20 protein-coding genes are annotated in these 22840 nt (G+C 59.7%); 8 read left to right on the forward strand and 12 right to left on the reverse strand.

Annotated features, from left to right (window positions below; translation table 11 throughout):
• Positions 1–79: 79 nt before the first annotated feature.
• Complete coding sequence (locus ACYQ2I_RS06590; protein WP_460166212.1) at positions 80–376, reverse strand: hypothetical protein; 297 nt, start codon at positions 374–376, stop codon at positions 80–82.
• A 371-nt stretch (positions 377–747) separates the two neighbouring features.
• Between ACYQ2I_RS06590 and ACYQ2I_RS06595 the strand changes: the two genes are divergently transcribed.
• The 5 genes from ACYQ2I_RS06595 to ACYQ2I_RS06615 all read left to right on the forward strand — a co-directional run bounded on the left by ACYQ2I_RS06595 (position 748) and on the right by ACYQ2I_RS06615 (position 6930).
• Positions 748–1398, forward strand: coding sequence for a cyclase family protein (locus ACYQ2I_RS06595; protein WP_460166213.1), 651 nt, complete (start codon positions 748–750; stop codon positions 1396–1398).
• A 56-nt stretch (positions 1399–1454) separates the two neighbouring features.
• Complete coding sequence (locus tag ACYQ2I_RS06600; RefSeq protein ID WP_460166214.1) at positions 1455–2342, forward strand: HAD family hydrolase; 888 nt, start codon at positions 1455–1457, stop codon at positions 2340–2342.
• A gap of 75 nt (positions 2343–2417) precedes the next feature.
• A complete protein-coding gene (locus ACYQ2I_RS06605) occupies positions 2418–3386 on the forward strand; it encodes a GSU2086 family protein (protein ID WP_460166215.1) in 969 nt (322 codons plus the stop codon).
• A gap of 23 nt (positions 3387–3409) precedes the next feature.
• Entirely contained in the window at positions 3410–4477 is a 1068-nt protein-coding gene (locus ACYQ2I_RS06610) for a bifunctional heptose 7-phosphate kinase/heptose 1-phosphate adenyltransferase (RefSeq protein WP_460166216.1), read from the forward strand.
• A 68-nt stretch (positions 4478–4545) separates the two neighbouring features.
• Positions 4546–6930 (forward strand): N-6 DNA methylase, encoded by a 2385-nt coding sequence (locus tag ACYQ2I_RS06615; protein WP_460166217.1) that lies wholly within the window; start codon positions 4546–4548, stop codon positions 6928–6930.
• A 13-nt stretch (positions 6931–6943) separates the two neighbouring features.
• Here ACYQ2I_RS06615 and ACYQ2I_RS06620 read toward each other — a convergent pair whose 3' ends face one another.
• The 3 genes from ACYQ2I_RS06620 to ACYQ2I_RS06630 form a co-directional block, all read right to left on the reverse strand.
• Positions 6944–8311: a sulfatase gene (locus ACYQ2I_RS06620; RefSeq protein ID WP_460166218.1), complete on the reverse strand. Its 1368-nt coding sequence runs from the start codon at positions 8309–8311 to the stop codon at positions 6944–6946.
• A gap of 340 nt (positions 8312–8651) precedes the next feature.
• A complete protein-coding gene (locus ACYQ2I_RS06625) occupies positions 8652–9530 on the reverse strand; it encodes an HDOD domain-containing protein (RefSeq protein ID WP_460166219.1) in 879 nt (292 codons plus the stop codon).
• Positions 9531–9798: 268 nt separating this feature from the next.
• Positions 9799–10053, reverse strand: a complete 255-nt coding sequence (locus ACYQ2I_RS06630; RefSeq protein ID WP_460166220.1) for a hypothetical protein — start codon at positions 10051–10053, stop codon at positions 9799–9801.
• Between the two features lie 292 nt (positions 10054–10345).
• Between ACYQ2I_RS06630 and ACYQ2I_RS06635 the strand changes: the two genes are divergently transcribed.
• On the forward strand, positions 10346–11341 hold the full coding sequence (locus tag ACYQ2I_RS06635; protein ID WP_460166221.1) for a C-terminal binding protein: 996 nt from the start codon (positions 10346–10348) through the stop codon (positions 11339–11341).
• Positions 11342–11367: 26 nt separating this feature from the next.
• On the opposite strand, the gene ACYQ2I_RS06640 is transcribed toward ACYQ2I_RS06635, so the two are convergent.
• The 3 genes from ACYQ2I_RS06640 to ACYQ2I_RS06650 form a co-directional block, all read right to left on the reverse strand.
• Positions 11368–11604 carry a hypothetical protein gene (locus ACYQ2I_RS06640; RefSeq protein ID WP_460166222.1) on the reverse strand — a complete coding sequence of 79 codons (237 nt, stop codon included), beginning with the start codon at positions 11602–11604 and terminating at the stop codon, positions 11368–11370.
• A 153-nt stretch (positions 11605–11757) separates the two neighbouring features.
• Positions 11758–12672 (reverse strand): 16S rRNA (adenine(1518)-N(6)/adenine(1519)-N(6))-dimethyltransferase RsmA, encoded by a 915-nt coding sequence (gene rsmA / locus ACYQ2I_RS06645; protein WP_460166223.1) that lies wholly within the window; start codon positions 12670–12672, stop codon positions 11758–11760.
• 34 nt (positions 12673–12706) lie between these two features.
• A complete protein-coding gene (locus tag ACYQ2I_RS06650; protein ID WP_460166224.1) occupies positions 12707–13312 on the reverse strand; it encodes a riboflavin synthase in 606 nt (201 codons plus the stop codon).
• Between the two features lie 523 nt (positions 13313–13835).
• Between ACYQ2I_RS06650 and eno the strand changes: the two genes are divergently transcribed.
• Complete coding sequence (eno, locus tag ACYQ2I_RS06655) at positions 13836–15131, forward strand: phosphopyruvate hydratase (protein WP_460166225.1); 1296 nt, start codon at positions 13836–13838, stop codon at positions 15129–15131.
• Positions 15132–15258: 127 nt separating this feature from the next.
• Here eno and ACYQ2I_RS06660 read toward each other — a convergent pair whose 3' ends face one another.
• Positions 15259–17061 (reverse strand): hypothetical protein, encoded by a 1803-nt coding sequence (locus ACYQ2I_RS06660; protein WP_460166226.1) that lies wholly within the window; start codon positions 17059–17061, stop codon positions 15259–15261.
• 276 nt (positions 17062–17337) lie between these two features.
• Between ACYQ2I_RS06660 and ACYQ2I_RS06665 the strand changes: the two genes are divergently transcribed.
• Positions 17338–17871: a hypothetical protein gene (locus tag ACYQ2I_RS06665; protein ID WP_460166227.1), complete on the forward strand. Its 534-nt coding sequence runs from the start codon at positions 17338–17340 to the stop codon at positions 17869–17871.
• 61 nt (positions 17872–17932) lie between these two features.
• Here ACYQ2I_RS06665 and ACYQ2I_RS06670 read toward each other — a convergent pair whose 3' ends face one another.
• From ACYQ2I_RS06670 to ACYQ2I_RS06685, 4 genes are all read right to left on the reverse strand, one after another.
• Complete coding sequence (locus ACYQ2I_RS06670) at positions 17933–18817, reverse strand: DUF6263 family protein (protein WP_460166228.1); 885 nt, start codon at positions 18815–18817, stop codon at positions 17933–17935.
• Between the two features lie 122 nt (positions 18818–18939).
• Positions 18940–19794, reverse strand: coding sequence for an NAD(+)/NADH kinase (locus ACYQ2I_RS06675; RefSeq protein WP_460166229.1), 855 nt, complete (start codon positions 19792–19794; stop codon positions 18940–18942).
• 113 nt (positions 19795–19907) lie between these two features.
• Positions 19908–21848 carry a 1-deoxy-D-xylulose-5-phosphate synthase gene (dxs, locus tag ACYQ2I_RS06680; RefSeq protein ID WP_460166230.1) on the reverse strand — a complete coding sequence of 647 codons (1941 nt, stop codon included), beginning with the start codon at positions 21846–21848 and terminating at the stop codon, positions 19908–19910.
• Positions 21848–22753, reverse strand: a complete 906-nt coding sequence (locus ACYQ2I_RS06685; RefSeq protein ID WP_460166231.1) for a polyprenyl synthetase family protein — start codon at positions 22751–22753, stop codon at positions 21848–21850. Before ACYQ2I_RS06685 ends, dxs begins: the two co-directional genes overlap by 1 nt.
• Positions 22754–22840: the final 87 nt, after the last annotated feature.

Genomic DNA, 22840 nt, shown 5'->3' on the forward strand with positions numbered 1-22840 from the left:
CGCTTCCGGGAGGGACAAAAAGCGTTCGGTACTCGGCCGAGATTACCTTTCGGCCCTACGGCAGCTCATCGTGGTGCCGTCATTTGTCTTTTTTCGTGTCCTTGTCACACTGCTTGTCTTTGTCGCAGCCCTTCTTGTCTTTGCAACATTCCTTGTCGCAGTCCTTCGGACACTTTTTCTTGTCACAATCCTTTTTGTCTTTGTCGCATTCCTTCTTTTTGTCGCACTCACCACAATGAGTGAGGTTGGCGTCTTCGGCGACGGAAACGGTCGCCTGGCCATCCGAAGGAGAAGCCGACTCGACCGCCGTGGCAGCCCACGCTGGTAAGACCAACAAGGCGGCCAACACTGCAAACAATCCCAAATAACGCTTCATTCAACCACTCTCCCAACAAGAGATACCCGAAGGCCGACAGAAAAACAAGCGCCTTTCACGAAAATTTTGGCAATGCTTTCTGTCAAATTTGACACAAAAGTATTATCGACCGATCCCGAGCTGCGGCAACCCATAAAATTGTCGATATTTTCAATGATGTATGCATCGTTTTTGCGAGGTTCATGTCGTCTTAAGTTTGGGAGGGCTGTTTCTCCAGAAGTGCCTTTTGCAGCGGTGCATTCGGGCAGTCGTGGGGGACGGGGGGTGCGCATGCTTGATCGCCGTTGTCCCGGCAGCTACCTTTAGAATCCGGCGATCGAGTCCGCACAGCCTCTCGGAAATCTTGTGTCGGCAAAGCAAAGGAAGCTGTCATGAGCCGATTGATCGACCTGTCGCATCCGTTAGTCGACGGGCAGTTGAGCTATCCGAACGATCCGCCCTTGGTGATTCGAGACTACCGAACGATTCATGCGGGCGGGTGTAACGTCAGTAGCGTTCAATTCGGCACGCATCAGGGAACGCACCTGGACGCCCCGTACCATTTCATCGATGGGGGAACACCGCTGGACGCAATTCCGCTCGAGCGGTTTTACGGGCCGGCCGCCTTGGTCGATTTGGCACCCGGCGGCGAATTACCGGCCAAGACCCCCATTACTGCCGAGATGCTTGCCGAACACGCCGACGCCTTTTCTGAAAAGGGACGCGTGATTTTGCGGACGGGCTGGTATTCGCACTTCGATACTCCGGCTTATTTCACGGATCTTCCGTCGCTGACGGAAGACGCGGCTGCTTGGATCGCCGAACGAAGAATTTGGCTGTTGGGGATGGACATGCCGACCCCCAGCAAGATCGCCGGACGCCGGTGCCACGAAATCTTGTTGGCGCCGGGTACGGAGATCGTCATCGTCGAGGGACTGACCAACCTTCACGAGCTGCCTTCCCGGTTCACGCTGGCGGCGTTTCCGCTGAATTTCGCAGGACGAGACGGTTCGCCTGTCCGTGCGATAGGCATCGTCGAATAGTCTCGCCGCCGGTTAATCGCATGCAACAGGGGCTCGTTTCGGAGAAAATGGGCATCATGACGGCATCGTTCGAGGAATCCGACTTTCGTGCCGTCGTGCCCGTGCCGCAGAAACCGAGCTATCTTCCGGGGACACGGATCGAGATCGTCCGCACCGTTTTGCCTCGTCGTTACCGGCACGCCTTGTTCGATTTCGACGGAACGTTGAGCTTGATCCGTGAAGGTTGGCCCGAGGTCATGATCCCGATGATGGTCGAATACCTACGGGAAACGCCGCGCGCCGAGCCGGAAGACCGACTGCGTGCCTGTGTGACGTCGTTTGTCATGCGATTGAACGGGAAGCAGACGATCTACCAAATGATGCGTCTTGCCGAGGAGGTCGAGCGACGCGGCGGAAAACCATTGGATCCGTTCGAATACAAGGCGGAATATCTGCGGCGGCTGCGTGTGCACATCGACGGTCGGAAGGCCGCGCTGCGGGACGGTTCCCGATCGCCGGACGAGTTCTTGGTGCCCGGGGCGAGACGGTTTCTCGGCCTTCTTCAGGCCCGGGGACTCATCCTTCATTTGGCGAGCGGAACCGACGAAGAAGACGTGGTCGAGGAATGCAGGTTGTTGGGCTTGGACGCGTTTTTCGGAGATCGCATTCACGGCGCACGACAAGATTTCCGCCGGTTTTCCAAAGCCCGTGTGATCGCCGACATTTTTGAGCACGAAAACGTGCGCGGCGATGCGCTTCTAGGCATCGGAGACGGGTACGTCGAGATCGACAACATCAAGACTGCCGGAGGAACGGCCGTAGCGGTCGCCAGCGACGAGAAACATCGTAGCGGCCGCGTCGATCCTTGGAAACGCACGCGACTGATCGAGGTCGGCGCCGATCTGGTCGTTCCCGACTATCGTGAGGGAGAAGCCCTTGTTGCGTATTTGTTCGGCGATTCGTAGCGCCGGACATATCGATGGCCGTCGCGCGTGTGCCGCCGTGTCGATCAAGGCCGTCACGACGAACAGGATGCGACCATGTCGTTTGAACGATTCGACCCTTCGCGATTGCATCTCTTGCCGCTGCGGCAGCGCGTGCACGACATAGATCGCAGTGTCATGATGTCGCCGAATGCTCCTCCGCCTGCGTTCAGTCATCCGGCGCTCGAACCGTTGGCCGAACGCATTGCGGCGGCTGCAAGAGCAAGGCGGGCGATCATTGCGGCTTGTGGCGCCCATGTGTTGCGAGAAGGGGCCGGGCCGTTGCTCATCGATTTGATGGTGCGCGGCTTGATCACGCACCTTGCGTTGAACGGAGCGGGAGCCATTCACGACTTCGAATTGGCAATGATCGGAGCGACCTGCGAAAGTGTGGCCAGATACGTTCAAGAAGGACAATTCGGATTGTGGCAGGAAACGGCCCGCTTCAACGAGGCGGCCGTCGAGGCGGCGAAGAACGACATCGGACTCGGTGAAGCCTTGGGCCGGATGATCGAACGGGAAACTTTTCCGTATCGAGAGACGAGCGTGTTGGCAGCCGGGGTGCGATTGGGTGTGCCGGTGACCGTTCACGTGGCGTTCGGGCAAGATATCGTCCACGAGCACCCGAACTTCGATCCGCAGGCGACCGGGCTTGCGACGTACAACGATTTTCTCGTGTTCTGTCGTTCGGTCGAAGACCTGGAAGGCGGGGTGTTCTTGAACATCGGCACGGCGGTCATGGGCCCCGAGGTCTATCTCAAGGCATTGGCCATGGCACGCAATGCGGCACACCGGCAGGGGCGACACATTCGGCTCTTTACGACCGCCGTCTTCGATATCGCGGCGCCGGAAGAGGGAATCGACACGGAGCCGCCCAAGACGGATCCCAAGTATTACTTCCGGCCGCTGAAGACGGTTCTCGTTCGCACGGTGGCCGACGGCGGCGAGAGTTTCTCCGTTCGCGGTCCGCATCGCCTGACATTGCCGGCACTGTATCACGCCGTGGTCGAAGCGGCGAAACGTTGACAACGTCCGAAAAGGAATTGCTCATGCCTGACGGGCTGACGCCGTATACCGCGTTTTCGAAAGAAAGAATTGCCTCGCTGATCGACCGGTTTTCGCAAGTGCGGACGGCAGTGTTCGGCGATTTCTTCTTGGACAAGTATTTGGAGGTCGATCCGAGGCTTGAAGAAACGAGTGTCGAGACGGGACAACCGGCGCACCAAGTCGTAGGTATTCGGCATTCTCCCGGCGCAGCCGGAACGGTCGTGTGCAATCTGGCCGCCTTGGGCGTCAAAGAAATTCACACGATCGGGATCATCGGTGACGACGGCGAGGGATACGAATTACAGCGGGATCTCATCCGAATGGGATGTATCACGCAATACTTGCACGTCGTACCCGGCCGTGCGACGCCCACGTATCTCAAGCCGCGCGACATCGATCGTCCCGGGATTGCGGGCGAGCATCCGCGGTACGATACGAAGAACCGGACACCGTTGTCGGACGATCTTGCCGATCAGTTGTCGAGGTCGTTGGAGACGGTGTGTCCGCAAGTCGATGCCGTGGTCGTATTGGACCAGGTCGAAGAACACGATTGCGGCGTCGTGCATTCGAAAACGATTGCTTTCTTGCCGGAGTTGGCAGGTCGCTATTCGGACGTGCAATTCTGGGGCGACAGCCGAAGCCGAATTCACCGGTTTCGGGGAGTGGCGGTAAAGTGCAATCGATACGAGGCCGTCTTCGGACGGGCGGCCAAGGACGATACGGAGCTTTCGTTCGAGCGGTTGGCCGAGGCCGTGGAAGATCTACGTCGTAAACTGAATGCGCCGCTTCTGGTAAGTTGCGGAGCCGACGGGATGCTGGTGTACGACGACACCTTGCGCCGTGTGCCGACCATCTCGGTAGAGGGGCCGATAGACCCGACGGGAGCGGGCGACAGTGCGATGGCCGGGTGCGTCGCGGCGCGAGCTTCCGGGGCTAAGTGGGAAGAAGCGGCACTCGTGGGGAACCTGACGGCATCGCAAACCATTTGTCGACTCGGAACGACCGGAACCTGCTCGCCTGCCGAACTGCGTCGAGCCGTCGATGCGTGGTTCGAAGAGTGGGGCGATTGAATCGCACGACCTCGAGCGAACGGTCTCGTAGAGAACCGGGGAGAGAGAGCACTGCGACGAGGAGCGACGTGAGCAAGTCCGGCAAAAAAACGGGCGGTGCGGCACATTCACGAGGCATACGTCCCGCAAGCGAGCGCTGGTTCGATGGTATCCGCGCGGTGTACGGGGTGATCGATCAGCTCGACCGAGAGCATGCCGTGGCCGAGGCCGAAGGTCTTTCGTGTCTGATCGACGACGCGGCGTCACGCCATCTGATGCGATCGCAGCCGTTGAAAACGTGGGCGAAGAAACTAGGAATCGGCACTGCCGACGATCGATTGCCGCACTTGATGGCGGCGATCGATACGGTGTTTGCCGTCGCGGCTGTGGCCACCATACTTCCGCGGTTGCCTGAACCGTGGCAACGTGCTCCGCAGCGAATCCGGCAATTTCTTGCCGGGAGGAATACCGACTCGTCGCAAGCTGCGAGAGTCGGCGGAAAGATCGTGACTTGTCTGCCGCGGCCATTTTCTTGGTTCGTTGATGCCTTCGACGATTTCCCGGATTTGCAGGGGTGGACGGCTCGTTTGTCGGAGCGTCGATCCGACGCCGGGGAAGCGGGTGGGACTTGTGCCGACGATTTATGCAGGTCGTTGTACGAGACGATCGTGCCGAAAGCGGTCCGGCTGTCGCTGGGAGAGTTTTATACACCCTCGTGGTTGGCCGAGCATGTGTTGGCCAATGTCGTTCCCACACGCCTCGACGATCGGCATGCGTATCCGCTTGACGGGGCGCCGTTGTTGATCGATCCCTGTTGCGGATCGGGCGTATTTCTCTTGGCGGCGATTCGTCGTTTGACCGCGGGAGGAATAGACGACCTGCATGAAGCGGATTGGAGCGGTTTGATGGGGATCGACATTCATCGGCCTGCCGTACTGGCGGCACGGCTCAACGTGCTTGCGGCGCTGGCTTCGATGGTCTCGCCCGCAACGGCCGAACGATTGCCGCGGATTCGTCACCTTGATTTCCTAGGGCAGTTCGGCACGGCGTCGGCAGAGCTTGGGGGCGACTTTCGCTTGGTTGTCGGCAATCCGCCGTGGCTGGTGTGGGATAGCCTACCTGAATCGCGGCGGACGGGGGCCGAAAAGTTGTGGCGGCGATTCGGGTTGTTCACGCTCGACGGAACGGCGGCGCGGCACGGTGGAGCGAAGAAAGATCTCGCTTCGTTGGTCGTGTTGGCGGCTGCCGAGTCTCTGCTCGCCGACGGCGGGCGGCTGGCGATGCTCGTTCCTCGATCGTTGTTGCATGCCAAGGGGGCCGCCGAAGGCTTTCGACGCGCATTGAGCGAGGTTCGGGGCACCAAGCTGCGGTTGACGGCGGTCGACGATTTTTCGGCCGTTTCGGTGTTTCCCCGAACGACGAATCGGACGGCGGTCCTGTATTTGGAAAAAGGGAAAACAACGCAGTTTCCCGTTCCTTATCGGCGGTGGTCGGAAGATGAAGGCGACCTCGCATCGCTTGCATGCACGTTGGGACCGATCGATTCGACCGACCCCGGCAGACCGTGGCTCATCCTGCCCGACGGTGTCGAGGTGGATGCGGGCCGCATTTTGTCACCGTCGGCTTACCGCGGCAGTCTGGGGGCCAATACGGCCGGGGCGAACGGCGTGTATTGGGTGGAAATCGTCGGACGACGTGACGGTTTGCCGGTGATTCGCAATCTCGGCGATGCGAGTCGTCCGCCGTTTCCGATCGTCGAAACTCCGATTGAGCCGACTTATTTGTATCCGCTGTTGCGCTGGGGCGATGTGCAACGCTTCCGGGCTCGGCCGAGCGCATGGATCCTCCTCCCGCAAGATGTCCGCTCACGTCGCGGCGTTCCCCAAGAGCAGTTGGAGACCGAATCGCCGAGGACGGCGGCATATCTTCGGCATTTCGAAGGTCGCTTGCGGACGCGGGCGGCTTATCGGCGATTCCAACATCGGGCGGCGTGGTACTCGATGTACAATGTGGGACCGAACACACCGGCCGAGTGGAAGGTCGTGTGGCGTCGGATGGACCGTTCGCTGCAAGCGGCCGCCGTGGGGCCGATCGACGATCCGTACCTGGGGCGGCGTCCCGTCATCCCGCAAGAGACGTGCGTCTTCGTGCCCTGCGACGACGCCGACGAAGCGCACTACCTCGCGGCGTTTCTCAATAGCTCGCCCGTCCGGTTTGTGGTGGGCCATTACAGTTTGACGGGCAGCAAGGGGTTCGGCTCACCGCATATTCTCGACGTGGTGGCCGTGACGCGGTTCGATCGCGAAAACGACGACCATCGCCGATTGTCGGAACTCGGACGCGAGGCGACCGCAGCCGAAGCGGTGGACCGTCAAGAGCGCTTGCTTGCTATGATCGACGCCGTGGTCGCGCGATTGTGGGGCCTTACTGAACGGACGGTCGCGATCATGCAGGATTGCCTCGGCGTCGGCTGAATCGGCGAGGAACCTACGGCGCCTGCTTGACGGGTGGTGTCTCGGCGCCGGCATTTCGACGCAGCCGATCCAATTCGGCCAGCAGTCGTTTGACGATCTCGGGATGGGTATCGGCCAGGTTGCGGGTTTCACCGATGTCGTCGGCGAGGTTGTACAGCTCGATTTCGCCGGTATCGAAGAACTGGATCAACTTCCAATCGCCATGGCGAATGGACCCCGCCGAGCGGCCTCCTAAGAAGTGCGGCTTTTCGAGCGGATAATGCCACCACAACGGCCGATCGGGCAGTTCGGCCCGTGGATTTTCCCAGACGCTCCGCAACGAAATGCCGTCGATCGGCTGCGAGTCGGGAATCTCAAGGCCGCATATTTCGGCGAAGGTGGGGAAGAAGTCGATCGTGGAAACGGGCGCGTCGCACGTCGTTCCCGCAGGCACGTATCCCGGTAGACGGACGATCATCGGTTCGCGGACGCCGCCTTCGTACAGCGTTGATTTTCCCGCCCGCAAGGGCGCATTCGAGGTGACGCGATCCTCACCGCCGTTGTCTGAAGTAAACACGACAAGCGTCTTGTCGTCGATCCCGTACCGCCTCAAACGCTCGTAGATCATGCCGACACCTTCGTCGATCAGTTGCAATTGGGCGGCGAGATGCGGATTCCGCTTGCGTTCGGTTGCGTCGGGGAAATCGGCAAGTTTCTTTTCATATTTTTCCACGAGATCGGGACGTCCGACTAGGCGCGTGTGCACCGCGTAATGGGGCACGTACAGGAAAAACGGCTCGTCGTGGTGCCTGTCGATGAATTCGACGGCCTCTAGATTCATCCGGTCGATCAGGTGTTCGTCGGGCAGCCGCTTCTTGATCGCCGGATTGAAGTGGTACGGCCAGAAATAGCTGCCGCCGGCGATACCGCGACGCTCCGAGACCAGGACTTCTTGGAAACCGTGGGCTTGTGGTCGAATCTCGACGGCACCGTGGTGTTCGTAACCGGTCAAATGCCACTTGCCGATCATTCCGGTCGTGTAACCGGCGGCCTGAAAGGCTTCGGCAACCGTCGTCAATTCGGTAGGCAGGTGTTTTGGATCGTTAGGGCGAAGATAGTCGGTGATTCCCACGCGGGCGGGAACCTGTCCCGTCATGAAAGCTGCTCGCGTCGGTGAGCATACCGGGGCAGCGGCGTAGGCTTGGGTGAATCGCATGCCTTCACGCGCCATACGGTCGAGGTTCGGCGTTTCGTTGAACGTGTTACCGTAACACCCGAGTTCGGCCCAACCGAGGTCGTCGGCCAAAATGAAAATGACGTTGACCCGCTCGGCGGCCGAGACCGCGATTGTCGGAAACCACACACCGGCCGCAGCGAGCAGAGCGGCAAGCACGTGCAGCATGCCGAAAAAAGGTTTCGTCCCCGTCGAAGCCCGTCCACAAAGTTCGAGATCATAGGTCGTCATCGTATTCCCCCACAACGAAGTAACGATTGTGTATCCGGTTGCGGCGCTCTCTTGTGCATTGCGAAAATCGGTCCCGGCGCACGATGTCGCAGCGGAAACGAGAAATCGGGCCCCAGAACGCCTCCAATGTGGAGCCTCGCGCACGCCAAGTCAACCGAGCGGCAAAGACGAACCGTGGAGAATCGTACCCCGACCAACGGCACGAGGATCGGCCGGCGTTCTAGAAATATGTGACGCTGTAGGGGGACGCAAGCCGAGCGGAGCCACAAACTTGCGATCACGCGAGGGCGATCAGGTGTTTGTGATCTTCCAGCTCTTCGTCGAACAACGTCATGATGTTCCGCAACAGCGGCGGCGTGATCCGTAGAGAATGCAGCAACTGCTTGGAGAGGACGGTCAAGTTTCGCCCCACCGAGGTAATGCCCTTGTTGCTGCACAGGGCATTGGCCAGCTCGACGCAACGCACGATGTCGGCATACTTCCCCCGGTAATTGACCGACATATGATGATAGCGGATTGTGTCTTTGACGCTCTCGGGGAATCCCCAGATCTTGCCCAAACACTCACCGAGCATCGAATGGTCGAATGCCAACACGTTCTTTTCGACCGCGCAAAGCGGCGTTTCGTCGGTCAGTCGCTCCATCACCCGACAAAACGACGTGTGAATGTGCTGGTCTTCGAGGATGATTCCGATATCGTGCAGCAACCCGGCCAGAAACATGTCTTCGGCGTTGGAATGACCGAGTTGACGGGCGATCATGCGGGCAATGACCGCAACCGAGACCAGGTGGCGCCACAACTCGCTGCGCTTGTATGTGCCGATCGTTTCATCGACCTTGAACAATTCGCTCACGCTGGCGGTCAGCGCAAGGTTGCGGATTGCCTTGACGCCCAGGTAGGCGATCGCCTGTTGAAGATTCGTGATCTTTTGCCGCAGGCCGTAGGCGGAAGAATTCACGTACCGCAGCACGCGAGCCGAAAGCGCCGTGTCGCTTTCCATGGCGATCGTCATGTCCGCCGCACACGAAGTCGGATCGTTCGCGATTTGCAAAATACGAATCGCGACGTGGGGAAGCGTGGAAATCTCGTCGATACGCCGCGCGACGGCATCAACCGCCGCGTTGCCCCCGGGCACGAAGTTCATCAGTTGAGGCACGGTTGCGTCCCTCTTGTTCGAACCGCTCACATCACCGGACGAAGAACGAGCGGGGTTTCGAACGACAACGGGCGATTGAGGTGTCGGGTTCCAGGGTTCGTCGTCTTCTGAAGCACCGTGTCGGCGAAATCTGCCCGAAAAAATCTAGCTCTTCGTCGAGTCGAATATTCGTCGATCCCGCCTCACACGACCGAGTGGCAGGGGGACATTGCATCGACGACGCGGGTTGTAGCGACCGTGCCGGTGAATCCCCGCTCTATTGCGGGGGTCACGCTGCGCCTTCGGCTTTTTCCAGGCCCACTGCTTGGATTTGTTCCAAACTGCGGCCGAGTTTCTTGCGTCGCGTGCCCGACTTCGTCAAGCGGCGCGAAGCGATCGCCTGCGGCGAGCTTTGGATAGCCTCGGCAATGTGTTGTTTGTAGTCGCCCGCCTCCGGCGGCGTGCCCAAATTGTCCACGGCATCGGCAACGCCCAACAACACGGCCTGACGGACTCCTTCCCGAATCCACGCGAAGAAATTCATGAGTATAGGCCTCCTGCCCGATCGGCTCTTTGAAGTGCAAGTTTCGTATGCTATCGGCGACGAGGAGGGACGCCGTTGGTGAACTCCTCCCCGCAGGGAACGGCGTCTGCTCTGCGAACATTGCGTCGCCTTGATCACAAAGGTACCGTACCGCGCTTGGGCTTTACGTGTCCAGAGCAGTTGCTTCGGTCGCTTGAGCCTGCGAGACTAAGAGGCCGGTAGCTATTGCCCCCCCAAACGCTTCGCTAGTTGTTGCCGTCCAGTGATTCGGAAAATGGCGGGATTGGTGAAAATGGAAAGAAAGTCACGGGTCGTGCTGACCGATTTCATCGACGACGATTTGGCGATCGAACGCCGTGTTTTGGGGGAACTCGCTGAGGTCGAAGCGCTCGCAAAGCATCACGAGAGCGAGTTGGAAGGTCTCGTTGAAGATGCCGACGTGTTGATTGTTTTCCATGAGTTGAGTGTGACCCGGGCGACGATCGACCGGTTGCAACGGTGTCGCTTGATCGTCCGAGCGGGGGTCGGGGTGGACAACGTCGACGGCGAAGCCGCTCGGCGACGCGGCATTCCGTTGGCCAATGTTCCCGACTACGGTTCGGAAGAAGTCGCCGATACGGCGATCGGCATGGCGCTCGCATTGGCACGTGGTATCCATCTGCTGAATTCCCGACTGATTCGCAAACGAGGTCCGTGGAGTTACGAGCAGGCGGTTCCGATTCTTCGGCTTCGCGGAAGGGTTTTCGGAATCGTCGGATTGGGCCGGATCGGCACGGCGGCCGCTTGCCGCGCGAAGGCCTTGGGAATGGACGTCGTGTTCTACGATCCGTACAAACCCGACGGTTACGATCGTGCGTTAGGGATTTGGCGGGCAGAAACGTTGACCGATTTGCTGTCGCAGGTCCACATTCTGAGCATCCATTGTCCGGCGACCGAAGAAACACGCGGCATGATCAATGCGGAGGCCCTGGCTGCGATGCCGGAAGGGGCCTACCTGGTGAACACCGCACGGGGGGCGATCGTCGATCCGGCGGCCGTGCTGGCGGCGATCGAATCGGGCCGTTTGGCGGGAGCGGCATTGGACGTGTTGCCGCAAGAGCCGCCTTCCGAGGACGATCCGCTGATTGCCGCCTGGCGGAATCCTGATCATCCGGCGCACGATCGGATCATCCTCAATCCGCACGCCGCTTTTTATTGTGTCGAGGGGCTGGAAGACATCCGTCGTAAGACGGCCGAGGCAGCACGGCGGGCGATTCTCGGGGAACCTCTGCGAAACATCGTGAATTGAGCGGGCGCGCCCGCGGTTTGTTTCGCTCAATAGGGGCTGGCCCAGTCCAGACCGGTTTCGCGTCGGATGCGGGCTTCGTAATCCCCCAGCAGACCGCCGATTAAGTCCCAGCGGTCGGCGCGGCGGATTTCGATGTCTCCTTGCTTGTTCACGCGGACGACGCTTTCGTCGGTCAAGCCCACCGCCTTCAACTGCTCGGGCGACGGGCCGCCTTCGTTGACCACGCGAAGCAATTGCTTGCCCGACATCTCGATGAATTCCATGCTCGATCTTCTCCGAAACCGGCGTTGAATTACAGAGAAAAGGGGAGTGAAAAGCGAGACGAGTTCCTGTGTAAACCGGCCCGTGGGATGAGCCGACGACCAACCCATCATAGATTTGCGCCGATTCGATCGTCAACCGATTCGGCGTTTCGCTCAGAGCTTGTCGACCAGCGGCCGGCAAGCCTTTGCCAGTTCAAGAATCGTTTCCAGCGTCAGTTCTTCCGCCCGCAGTTGGGGTTCGAGGTCGAGCTCGGACAGCACACGATCGACGGCTTCTTTCGAGGCCTTGCGCCCGAGCGTGCTGAGTACCTGCGCCCGGAGGAATTTGCGTCGATGCAAAAACAACCGCCGCACGAATTGATGAAAGAACTCACGGTCGAAGATTCGTGCCCGCAAGGCCGGATCGAATCGTAATGCGACGATGGCCGAGGTCACCTTCGGCCGCGGCCAGAAGACGCTCGGCGGCAAGATTCTAGCGATCTTGACATGGCATTGACTTTGTACCCAAAGCGAAAGAGAGCCGTAGTCCTTCGACCGGGGACGCGCGATCATGCGATCGGCGAGCTCTTTTTGGATGGTAACCGCCATCAGCTCGGGTGGGCGATCCAAAGTCAGTAAGTTCGTAATCAGCGGCGTCGCGATATGGTACGGAAGATTGGCGACCAGCTTGAATCGAGCGTCGGGAACGGCGGCCAGCTCTTCTTCCAACACCTTCAAAAGGTCAGGATGCAGTTTGTTTTTGTTTTTGAGGGCATCGTGATGAAGCAAGCGAACATTGTCGACTCCGCCCAGCGTTTCGGTTGCCAAGGTGTGCAGATCACCGTCGACTTCGACGCTCACGACGCGGCCGGCACGTTCCGCCAGCATCGACGTCAAGGCCCCGGTGCCCGTGCCCACTTCGAGGACGACATCTTGCTTGTCGACCTTGCCGACTTCGACCAACACGCCCAGCAGGTTCAAGTCGATCAGGAAGTTCTGTCCCAAGTCGGTCTTCGGACGAATCCCGGACGCCTCGAACCTGCGGCGGAGATAGCTAAGGGTTTGGCGCGGAAGAAGCGGCTTTTCCATCGTCGAGCGGGTCCTCGTCGGGGCGAGAGACGCATCAGGCCTTGGGCCAACTTTGGGCTTCGATCGCCCGTTGGACGTATTTGGCCAGAATGTCGGTTTCCAGGTTGACGACATCGCCTTCTTGCAACCCGCCCAGCGTCGTGACTTCCAACGTGAACGGGATCAAGGCCACGCTGAACCGTTCCGGTTCGCTGTCGACGATCGTCAAGCTTACGCCGTCGACGGCGATCGAGCCTTTGGGGGCCATTTGAGCGCCGAGACGCTGCGGAATGCGGAACCAAAAGCTTGACCAGTCGCCGTAATCTTCCCGCTTTTCCAGCGTGCCGACGTCGTCGATGTGTCCGGTGACGAAATGACCGCCCAGCCGTCCGCCCACCTTGAGCGAACGTTCCAGGTTTACCTTCGAACCGACGGCCAGCTTACCGAGGTTCGTGCGTTTGAGTGTTTCGGGACCGGCCTGAAAGGCGAACGTGTCGTCGGTGACGTCGACCACGGTCAGACAACAGCCATTGACCGAGATGCTGTCGGCCACCTTCGTCTCGGCGGCAATCGTCGGTTCACGGATGATCAGTCGTGTTCCGGGGCCTTCTTGAATCAGTTCGGCGACCGTACCCATCGTTTCGACGATACCGGAAAACATGGTTCGGCGTTCCTTTAAGCTTGTGTTGATTCGTGACGGTGCCGGCGAGGGGAAGCTGTCGAGTAGTCTGCGGGGCCTCGTGCCGCTCAGGGGACGGACGAGCCCGAGACCACGACGCCGCGATCACCCGAGCAGGCGCGGTGGTAAAGAATCGCAACCTCTTATCCTAAACGGAGTTGCGTCGCGTGAAAAGCGGGGGCGGGAGACCGCGGCGGCCAATGGAAATTGCGGAGTCGGCAAGTTGCGCATTGCCGTACGAATGCCGGACGACACTGCGGAAGATCGGCCCGACTGTTCAAAACGCGCGGGATGCGCCACAATACGGTCTTTGATCCCCGGCCGACAGAGGGTTTCGGAGAATTTCTTCCCGAGGAGGTGCCGTCCAATACGCTGTCGGCGGTGTCGGATGGCCTGATCGGGTGGATTGCGATAAACGTTTCGGTCGAACGCGAAGCCGGGAGGTGTTCGCGAGACCGGCCAGTCACGGTCGTTCCACGCAAACATTCTTTACGAGGGACAAGTCATGAACTCTACAATTTTGGACATTCAGGCCCGGCAGATCCTCGACAGCCGCGGCAACCCGACCGTCGAAGTCGACGTGGTTTTGGAAGACGGCTCGTTCGGCCGCGCCGCCGTTCCCAGCGGGGCCAGCACCGGGGTCCACGAGGCACTTGAACTGCGCGACGGCGACAAGAGTAAATATCTCGGCAAAGGCGTGTTGAAGGCGGTCGAAAACGTCAACAACGTGTTGGCCGCCGAGATTTGCGGCATGGATGCTTTGGATCAAGCGGCCGTCGACATGCGGATGCTCGAACTCGACGGTACCGAAACGAAAAGCAAGCTGGGGGCGAACGCGATCTTGGGCGTCTCGCTTGCCACGGCGCACGCCGCCGCCGACTACTGCGGGTTGCCGTTGTATCGGTACCTCGGTGGAGTGGGGGCTCGCGTCGTTCCGGCGCCGATGATGAACATCATCAACGGTGGTGCCCACGCCGACAACGCCGTCGACGTGCAAGAATTCATGATCATGCCGCTGGGCTTCGAGCGGTTTTCCGATGCGATCCGCTGCGGTTGCGAGGTGTTCCACAACCTGCGAAAAGTGCTCAAGGATCGCGGTTTGTCGACCAACGTCGGTGATGAAGGTGGTTTTGCGCCGGACTTGAAGAGCAATGAAGAAGCCCTCCAGGTGATCAGTGAGGCGATCGACAAGGCCGGTTACACGTTGGGGAAAGATGTCTACATCGCCCTCGACGTCGCTTCGAGCGAATTGGTTCCCGAAGAAGCCAAGAAGAGCGGCAAGTACGTGTACAACGTCGGCGGCAAGGAACTGACTTCGGCAGAAATGGTCGACATGCTTGCCGAGTGGGTCGACAAGTATCACATCGTCTCGATCGAAGACGGTTGTGACGAAGACGACTGGGAAGGTTGGAAGGTTCTCACGGAGAAGCTCGGCTCGAAGATCCAGCTCGTCGGCGACGACTTGTTCGTGACGAACACGAAGCGACTCCAAAAAGGTATCGAATCGGGGATCGCCAACAGCATTCTGATCAAGGTGAACCAGATCGGTACATTGACCGAGACGCTCGAGGCGATCGACTTGGCGCTGCGGAATGGTTACACGGCCGTCATCAGCCACCGCAGCGGCGAGACGGAAGACTCGACGATCGCCGACCTGGCAGTGGCCACCGGCGTCGGCCAGATCAAGACCGGTTCGGCTTCGCGAACCGACCGCATGGCCAAGTACAACCAGCTCTTGCGGATCGAGGAGATGCTCGGTCAGGGAGCGATCTACGGCGGTCCGTTGTTCCCGAAGAAGTGATCTTGACGCCGTTTTTACACCGGTAAGCCGTCATGAGACGATAGAGGTCGTCCGGGCCACGCAGTCCGGGCGACCGTTTTTCGTAGCCGGCGAGACTGAACGTGTATCGACGGAGCGTGCCGGTGCTTCAGTGGCCGCCGAATTCCTTCCACGTTTGACGCTGGGCTTCCGGCGGAGAGGGGGCATAGACGCGGCCGCCCAGATCGTTGACGATGTGCGCGATCTCGCTGCCGGGCGTTCCGTCCAGCCAAATGGTCGTCAAGTGATGCAGTCGGATGCCGGGTCTCGTCGGGGCTTCGACGGCGCTTCGAGCTTTGATCGGAGCGTCACGGAAGTAACAGTAGACTCCGATGCCCCACGCCTCATGCGTCGTCACGTGATCGGCCACCTTGTACGAGGCGAAACCGTTCGTTGTGCCGTGACGCCACGATTGCTGATCGGGGACGTCGTAGGGCATCTCGGATTGGTACATGTAGACGCGTCCGCCTTCACCGTTCCACACGGTTTGATATTCTTCGTGGTGTTCGTTGAACAAACCGTAAATCACGACGCCGTCGCCGTTGACGACCAGGCCGTTCTTCGTCGGGTTCGTGTTCCATCCCACGCCGTCACCGTGGTCGGCTCGCCAGATCCAAATGTGATCGACGACCGTGTGGTTGCTGTTGATGACGACGCCGACATCGTTCAGCCCGGCCGTGGGGCCGCCCGTGCGGACGGTAAGGTCGTACAGGAAGGTAGGATCGGCAGAATGATCCGCCGTACTGCCGGGCGGACCGATCTCCAATAGACACGTCGATTTGGGAACTCCGGCATCGAGAATCAAACCGGCGATCGTTGCACCGTCCACGTCGGCGACGGTGACGGCCGGCTGTCCGGTGGTAGGAACGAGCGACGGCAGCCCCAGTCCGAGCAGAATCGTCTTCGGATGCACGACGCGCAGCGGTTCCCGCAAAGGATAGATTCCCGGGGTAAACAGAACGTGCTTTCCGGCTTTCAACGCCGCGTTGATCGTGTCGGAATTCGATTCGTTCGGGTTCGCAATGTAGAACGCCTCGAGAGGCAGGGATTCGCCCGGTGTGGGCGCGTTTCGCCACGAGACACCCTTCCTGTCCTTTTGCAAGGCCGGAACGAAAACCCGAAAGCGCCCGCCCTCATCGATGAATAAATAGGGTTTTTCTCGGATAAGGGGCGCACGGTCGATCACCGTGTAGGCCGGTTCGGGGAACGTATTTTCGGGTGCATTTTCGCAACCGACGAAGACCATGTTCCACACGGCATTGGTCCAGTCTTGCCATGCACTGTTGCGTGAAAGCCACTGTTGCTGCGATGCAGGGACCACTTTTCCGTCGACGATCGAATCGGCCAGAAAGCCGCCGCTGGCGTAGCCGACGTTTCCGTGCGGTCCCCAATCGAACAATTGGAGTTCGCCGCGAATGTGGAGTCGTCGCAACGGCGCCGCCTGCGAAACGGCGATGCGTGTGATGCCCAGCTCCGTCAGGTAGGGGACTTTCGCCGAAGGTGTTACGGAAAGATTTTCCAGCACCCGCCAAAAGTTGTTCAGTGCATGCCCGTTGGGATCCCACTTGGCATTGACGGTGACGCCGCCGTCGATGTGCACGTCGTCCGGATTGCGGCCCAAGCCCGCCACGTGCGTGTAAAACCCGATGCAAAAATTCACCCGGTAGGTTCCGGGGGCGAACAAGAGCGCGTATCGCTCGCGGCCGAAATGATTTGTCTCCATCTTCCGAAATACGGCGTCCAACGTTTGTTGAACGGCTTCGGAAGGCATGTCGGGTGTGAAGACGTACACATTCGGGCCGAGAACGGTTTCGTCGGCGACGGCGATGTTGTCGGCGTGGGCGATCGTCGGCCACATCAGCGCGACCGCCAGGCTCGCGAGGAAAGAATAGAGTGGACCGTATTTGTTCATGGTGATCGGGGGATTCGTAGAAAGAAAAAGACGCGCACACCTGTTCCGAACGAGATAAGGAGGGGCGACCGCCGGCGAAGACCGTCGAACCTCTTTCGATTATAGTTGCCCCAGGGGAAATGTGTGCTCGGCCTCCAGCTTCCGGAGAAATCGCCAATCGGCCATTGCGAAAAAGAACGTTTTGCCGCAAAGGGCGGTAGTGGTATCCTGGCGTTGACGTATCGTCGCGGTGAAATAAGCGGACGTTGGTGCGGGATTCGCTACCGGAGAAGTGCCATGACGTGGCTCGTTGAAAACCCGACGCCCATTTTGATGGTGGGAATCATCTTCCTGGCGGCCTGTGCGGGCCTGTTTTTGACCACCGTCCGAAAAGAATTTCTATGGGCGTGTGCCGGGATTCTGCTTGCAATGGGGGCGGTCGCGGCGATCGACTGGTGGGTCGTGACCGATCGCGAACAGATTCAAACGTTGATTGCCGAGGGGGAAGACGCCCTGGAGGCCGGAGACCTGGACCGCGTGCTGTCGTTTCTTTCGCCGAATGCGGAGAAAACGCGGGAACGTGCGCGATGGGCGCTCGCAACGGTCGAATTCCGAAATGTGAATGTTTCGAATCTGGAGATCACGGTGAACAATCTGACGTCGCCGCCGACGGCAACGCTTCGGTTTCACGGAACCTTTCGCTACAAAGAAAAGGTTACCCCCGATCAATTCGAAGGCGTGTACGCGGCGAAATTCACGGTGGAACTGGAAAAGGTCGGTGATCGCTGGTTGATCACCGACCATTATGAATACGAAGCAACACCGCTGTGACACACGTGATTTCCCCGGCGGGGACCAAAGCGTTCGCTCCGCCGGTCGAGAACGGATTCGCTCACCGTTTTGCTTCGGCGGGCAGAGCGGCGACGGCTGCCTCCTTGTCCATCAATTTCTCTTCGAACCGCGTCGCATAATGGAAGCTGCTGGCGTCGCCGCGGAACCCGACGATTTCTTTGTCGACGTCGAGTTGTTGTGCCACGATGCGGCCGGCATCGACATCGAAGCGAACGGTACCGTCGAGCAGGTGTTGTACCAGTTTGGCTTCCATGGCCGGGTTGTCGATCGGCGTGAGAATTTGCGTTTGCATGCGGATCACGGCGATTCCCGATTGCAGACTTTCGAGCGTGAATTTTTGCTGGGCTTTCACCCGCATAATGCGGCCGCCGGTGTCGGGAAGCTCAATGTTCATCGGCTCGACCCACGAATCCCCCTCACCGACCGGCTTTTCGGGCAAAGGAACGGTCACGTTTCCGAGGCTTTGAGCGGCGTTCTCGACCAGTTGCTTGCGGGAAACGATTTGTCCGCGGTCGTTCAACGTGATGACGGCCAACGGCTTGCCGACCGTATCGGCGATCGGCTTGAATTCCGGCGGCGGAGTTCCCTCGTCGTCGGTCGAGAATCGAAGTTCGCGACGGCCGGAAATGCGCTGCGTCATGTCGACATGGGTGACGAAATTTCGCAGGACGAACGTATTGTCGCCTCGTACTTCGTCGATTTGCCAAAGTTTCGTCGAGCGAGTCAACGTTTCGACCGATTGGGTGGTTCCGGAAATGGTCGTCCGAACGGCTGCACGATGGGTCACATCCCAGGCGACGGTTTCGCCCGGAAGAAATTTGTACCGCAAAAGAACCTTTTCGGCTGCGTTGGATGACGTCGCTGAAAAGACCAAGGCGACGGCCGGAACGATTGTCCGCACAAAGATAGACACGTACGACGACACGATTCTCGCCTCCTTACGAGAGGGCCGGTCGAAACAGAATACTCCCGATGACGTTTGCCGCATTATGGCCCAATCGGGAAAACCGGGAAAGACCGAATCGCCCGTCGGCGATGCAGGTTCCGTCAGGTGGGCCGGCCGCCTTCGCTGCGATATCGCAGTCGGCCCCCCCAGCCGAGCTTCTCCCGCAGCGTGCGGTAATACGTGTGACCGGGAGCGCTGGCCAGCGTGAAGCGCGGCTCCGCCTTGCAAAGGGTGACGCGATCGGCTTCTTCCAAGCGGCAGGCGACGTGCCCGTCGATTACCAGGCTGGTGTGCTCGCGCGGCTGGCGAACCCGCAGTTCGTACCGGCGATCGGCCGAGTCGACGACCGGCCGATTCGAGAGCGTGTGTGGGCTGATCGGGCAAATCACCAGTGCGTCGAGGTCTTTGCGGATAATGGGACCGCCCGCCGAAAGGCAATGAGCAGTGGAACCGACCGGCGTCGCCAAGATCAATCCGTCGCCGCTGTAAGTCGTCGCCAACTCGGAATCGACATACAAATCGACATCCAGGATGGCAAAAGGTGGACCGTTGAGTACGGCAACCTCGTTGAGAACCAATTCCTGAACGACGGTTTCCTCACCCCGCAGTACGCGGCATTCGAGCATCACGTGATGAACCAACGGGAGCGGTTCCCGAGCGGCTTTTTGAAGGACGTTTTCCAGCTCGTCCGGGGAAAGGTCGGCTAGAAACCCCAGTTTCCCTAGATTGACAGCAATCACGGGAACCTGGCGATAGCCCATTTGGCGTGCGGCACGAAGAATCGACCCGTCGCCGCCGAATACGATGGCGTAATCCAGCTCGAAGCGACTGAGATCCTCTTTGCCGGTGAAGTCGACGATTTGGATTTCGGCGTATCGCTCGATGATCGGGCGCATTCGCTCGGCGTGCGCAACCACATCGGGGCGACCCCCGAATCCCAAAATGGCTACTTTCATGATCGACTCCGTCGTGAATGGAAAGCGGCCGTCGGTTCGCGTCTTCGGCACGTCGGCCCAAAGAGCTTTTTCGTCGCTGTGTGCTCGGCGCGGATTCTTTCGCCGACGCGGGATTACGAAGCACGTGATTTCGTCGACGTGGGGATGTCGTCGACCGAGTCGAGGTCGGTCGGCTCGATTCCGGCAGCTTGGCAGCATATCGCATAGAGTCCGTCGGTGTCGAGGCCCACCTCGGCCAACTGTTCCGCGCGTTCGGCATGTTCGATGTAGCGATCGGGAATACCGACTCGTCGGACACGACTCGTGTCCAATTGCCGCTCATTGAGTAGTTCGAGCACGGCGCTGCCGAATCCGCCCGCGAGAACACCTTCTTCAACGGTCACCACGAAGCGACATTCCGTTGCGGCTTTCGTGATGGTTTCGGCATCGAGCGGCTTCACAAAGCGGGCATTGATGACGGCGATTTCCAGTCCGCTTTTTTCCAAGCGATCGGCGACGTCGAGGCATGTACGCAGATGCGCCCCGCAGCAGAGAATAGCTCCATCGTTGCCCCAGCGGAGAACCTCTGCCCGTCCTAGTTCGATCGGGGCGACGTCTCGGGCAATCGATTCGGCCTTTGCCTTGGGATACCGCACGGCAGCAGGCGTTCCGAGGTCGACGGCAAACGGCACCATGCGTGCCAGATCTTCGGCATCGCCGGGAGCCATGACGGTCAAGTTGGGGAACGGACGCATGTAGGCCAGGTCGAAGACGCCGTGGTGGGTGGGACCGTCGGGACCGACGAGTCCGGCGCGGTCCATCAGGAACGTAACGGGCAAATTCTGCAACGACACTTCCTGAAAGATCTGATCGTAGCTGCGTTGGAGGAACGTGCTGTAGATGTCCACGATCGGCCGCATGCCGGCCTTGGCCAATCCGGCCGCGAAGCCGACGGCGTGCGATTCGCAGATTCCGACGTCGAAATAGCGATCGGGAAACTCGTCTCGCACCGGCTCCAGCATGTTCCCTTGGCACATTGCCGCGGTGATGACGGCCACTCGCGGGTCGTTTTTCATCGCGGCGTGAACGGCATCCCGCGCCACCTTCGTGTAGCTGACCGACGACTTCTTGCGGAACTGGATCTCCGTCTTGCCGTTGCGTTCGAAGGGGGCCGGTGCGTGAAATGTGCGGGGATCTTCCTCGGCGGGTGGAAAGCCGTGGCCCTTTTTCGTGACCACGTGCAGCAGTACCGGCGTATCCAGTTTCTTGACCATCGCCAGGTACTTTTGCAAGTGCGCGATGTTATGGCCGTCGACCGGACCGATGTAGCGAAAACCCAGTTCTTCGAACAGCATACCGCCGAGCATGCCCGCCTTGATGGCGTGCTTCATTTGGTCGAGCATCTTTTCGACCGAATCGCCCACCACGGGCACGCGAGCCAGCCACTTCTGGATTTCGTGCTTCAAGCCGGTGTAGAAGGGGGCCATCCGAAGGCGATCGAGATAGTCGCCGATACTTCCCACCCGCGGACAGATCGACATCATGTTGTCGTTGAGGATGACGATCAGCGGTCGTTTCAAGGCACCGGCGTGATTCATCGCCTCGGAGACGATGCCCGAGGGAAACGCCCCATCGCCGATTACCGCGACGACGTGGCGTTTGGTGTCGGGATCCATCCGTTCATCGCCGCACCGCAGGCCGACCGCCGCCGAGATACTGCAACCGGCGTGACCGGTCATGAACAGGTCATATTCGCTTTCGGCCGGGTTGGGATAGCCCATCAGGCCGCCTTTGGTACGCATCGTATCGAAACGTGCGTAGCGGCCGGTGAGCATCTTGTGAGGATAAATTTGGTGGCCCGTGTCCCAGATCAAGCGATCCTTGCGGAAATCGAACGTGGTATGCAATGCCAGCGCCAATTCGATGACGCCGAGATTCGATGCGAAATGGGCCGAACGTCTTCCCAAGAGTCGACACATCGCTTCGCGCATCTCTCCGGCCAGTCGCTCGAGTGCGGCGACATCCAACCCGGCGAGATCGGCGGGCGATCGAATTTGGGAAAGGAGTTCGTCCATCAGTGTGAGCGTCCCTCCAAGGTGCGGACCAGGTAGGCCAATTCCTCGGCCTGTGGAAACACGGCAAGGATCGTTGCGGCGGCACGTTCAATACAATCGCGGGCGCGACGCCGGCTTTTTTCGATGCCGAGAAGTCCGGGAAAGGTCAACTTTCCTTGTTCGGCGTCCTTGCCCACCCGTTTGCCGACGGTCGATTCGTCGCCTACCGCATCGAGTAAGTCGTCGGTGATTTGAAAGGCGAGGCCGAACTCACGGCCGTACGAGGTGAGGGCGTCGAGTTGTCGCTCGTCGGCCCCGGCGACGATTCCGCCGAGTCGTAACGACACCTCGATCATCGCGCCCGTCTTGCGGCGGTGGATGGCTTCCAAGTGCTCCAACGTCGGCGGGTCGGGCGGTCCGGCGATGTCGTCCGCTTGTCCACCGACCAAGCGTCGGGCACCCGCTGCGATCGCCAGCTCGGCGCAACAAACACCGGCGGTTTCTTCCGGGCGGATGTGTTTCGCAAGTGTCTCGAAGGCGAGCGTCAACAAGGCGTCGCCTGCTAGAATTGCGATCGCTTCACCGAATTTCTTATGACAGGTGGGACGGCCGCGTCGCAAATCGTCGTCGTCCATCGCCGGAAGGTCGTCATGCACGAGCGAGTACGCATGGATCATTTCGACGGCCGCCGCCGCAGGCATCGCGCGTGCAACGATGGAATCGTTGCCGGCGACCGCCTCGGCCGCCAAGAGTACGAGCAGCGGCCGGAGCCGTTTTCCCGGCGAAAGGAGACTGTAGCGGATAGCTTCTTTCAATGAGTCGGGACACCCCTCTCCCAAATCCGAATACCGATCGAGCGCAACATCGACGTCGGCACGCAATGCGTCGAGACGCCGGCGGACTCGCTGTTCGGTATCGATGGGCATAGGCTTATCGCTGGGCTTCCCTGAATGGGGTGATTACCGGAATGCAATCCGTACGAACGAGGACGGACGACCGAGTTGTGCGTACCC

Source organism: Thermostilla marina (genome assembly GCF_054657455.1).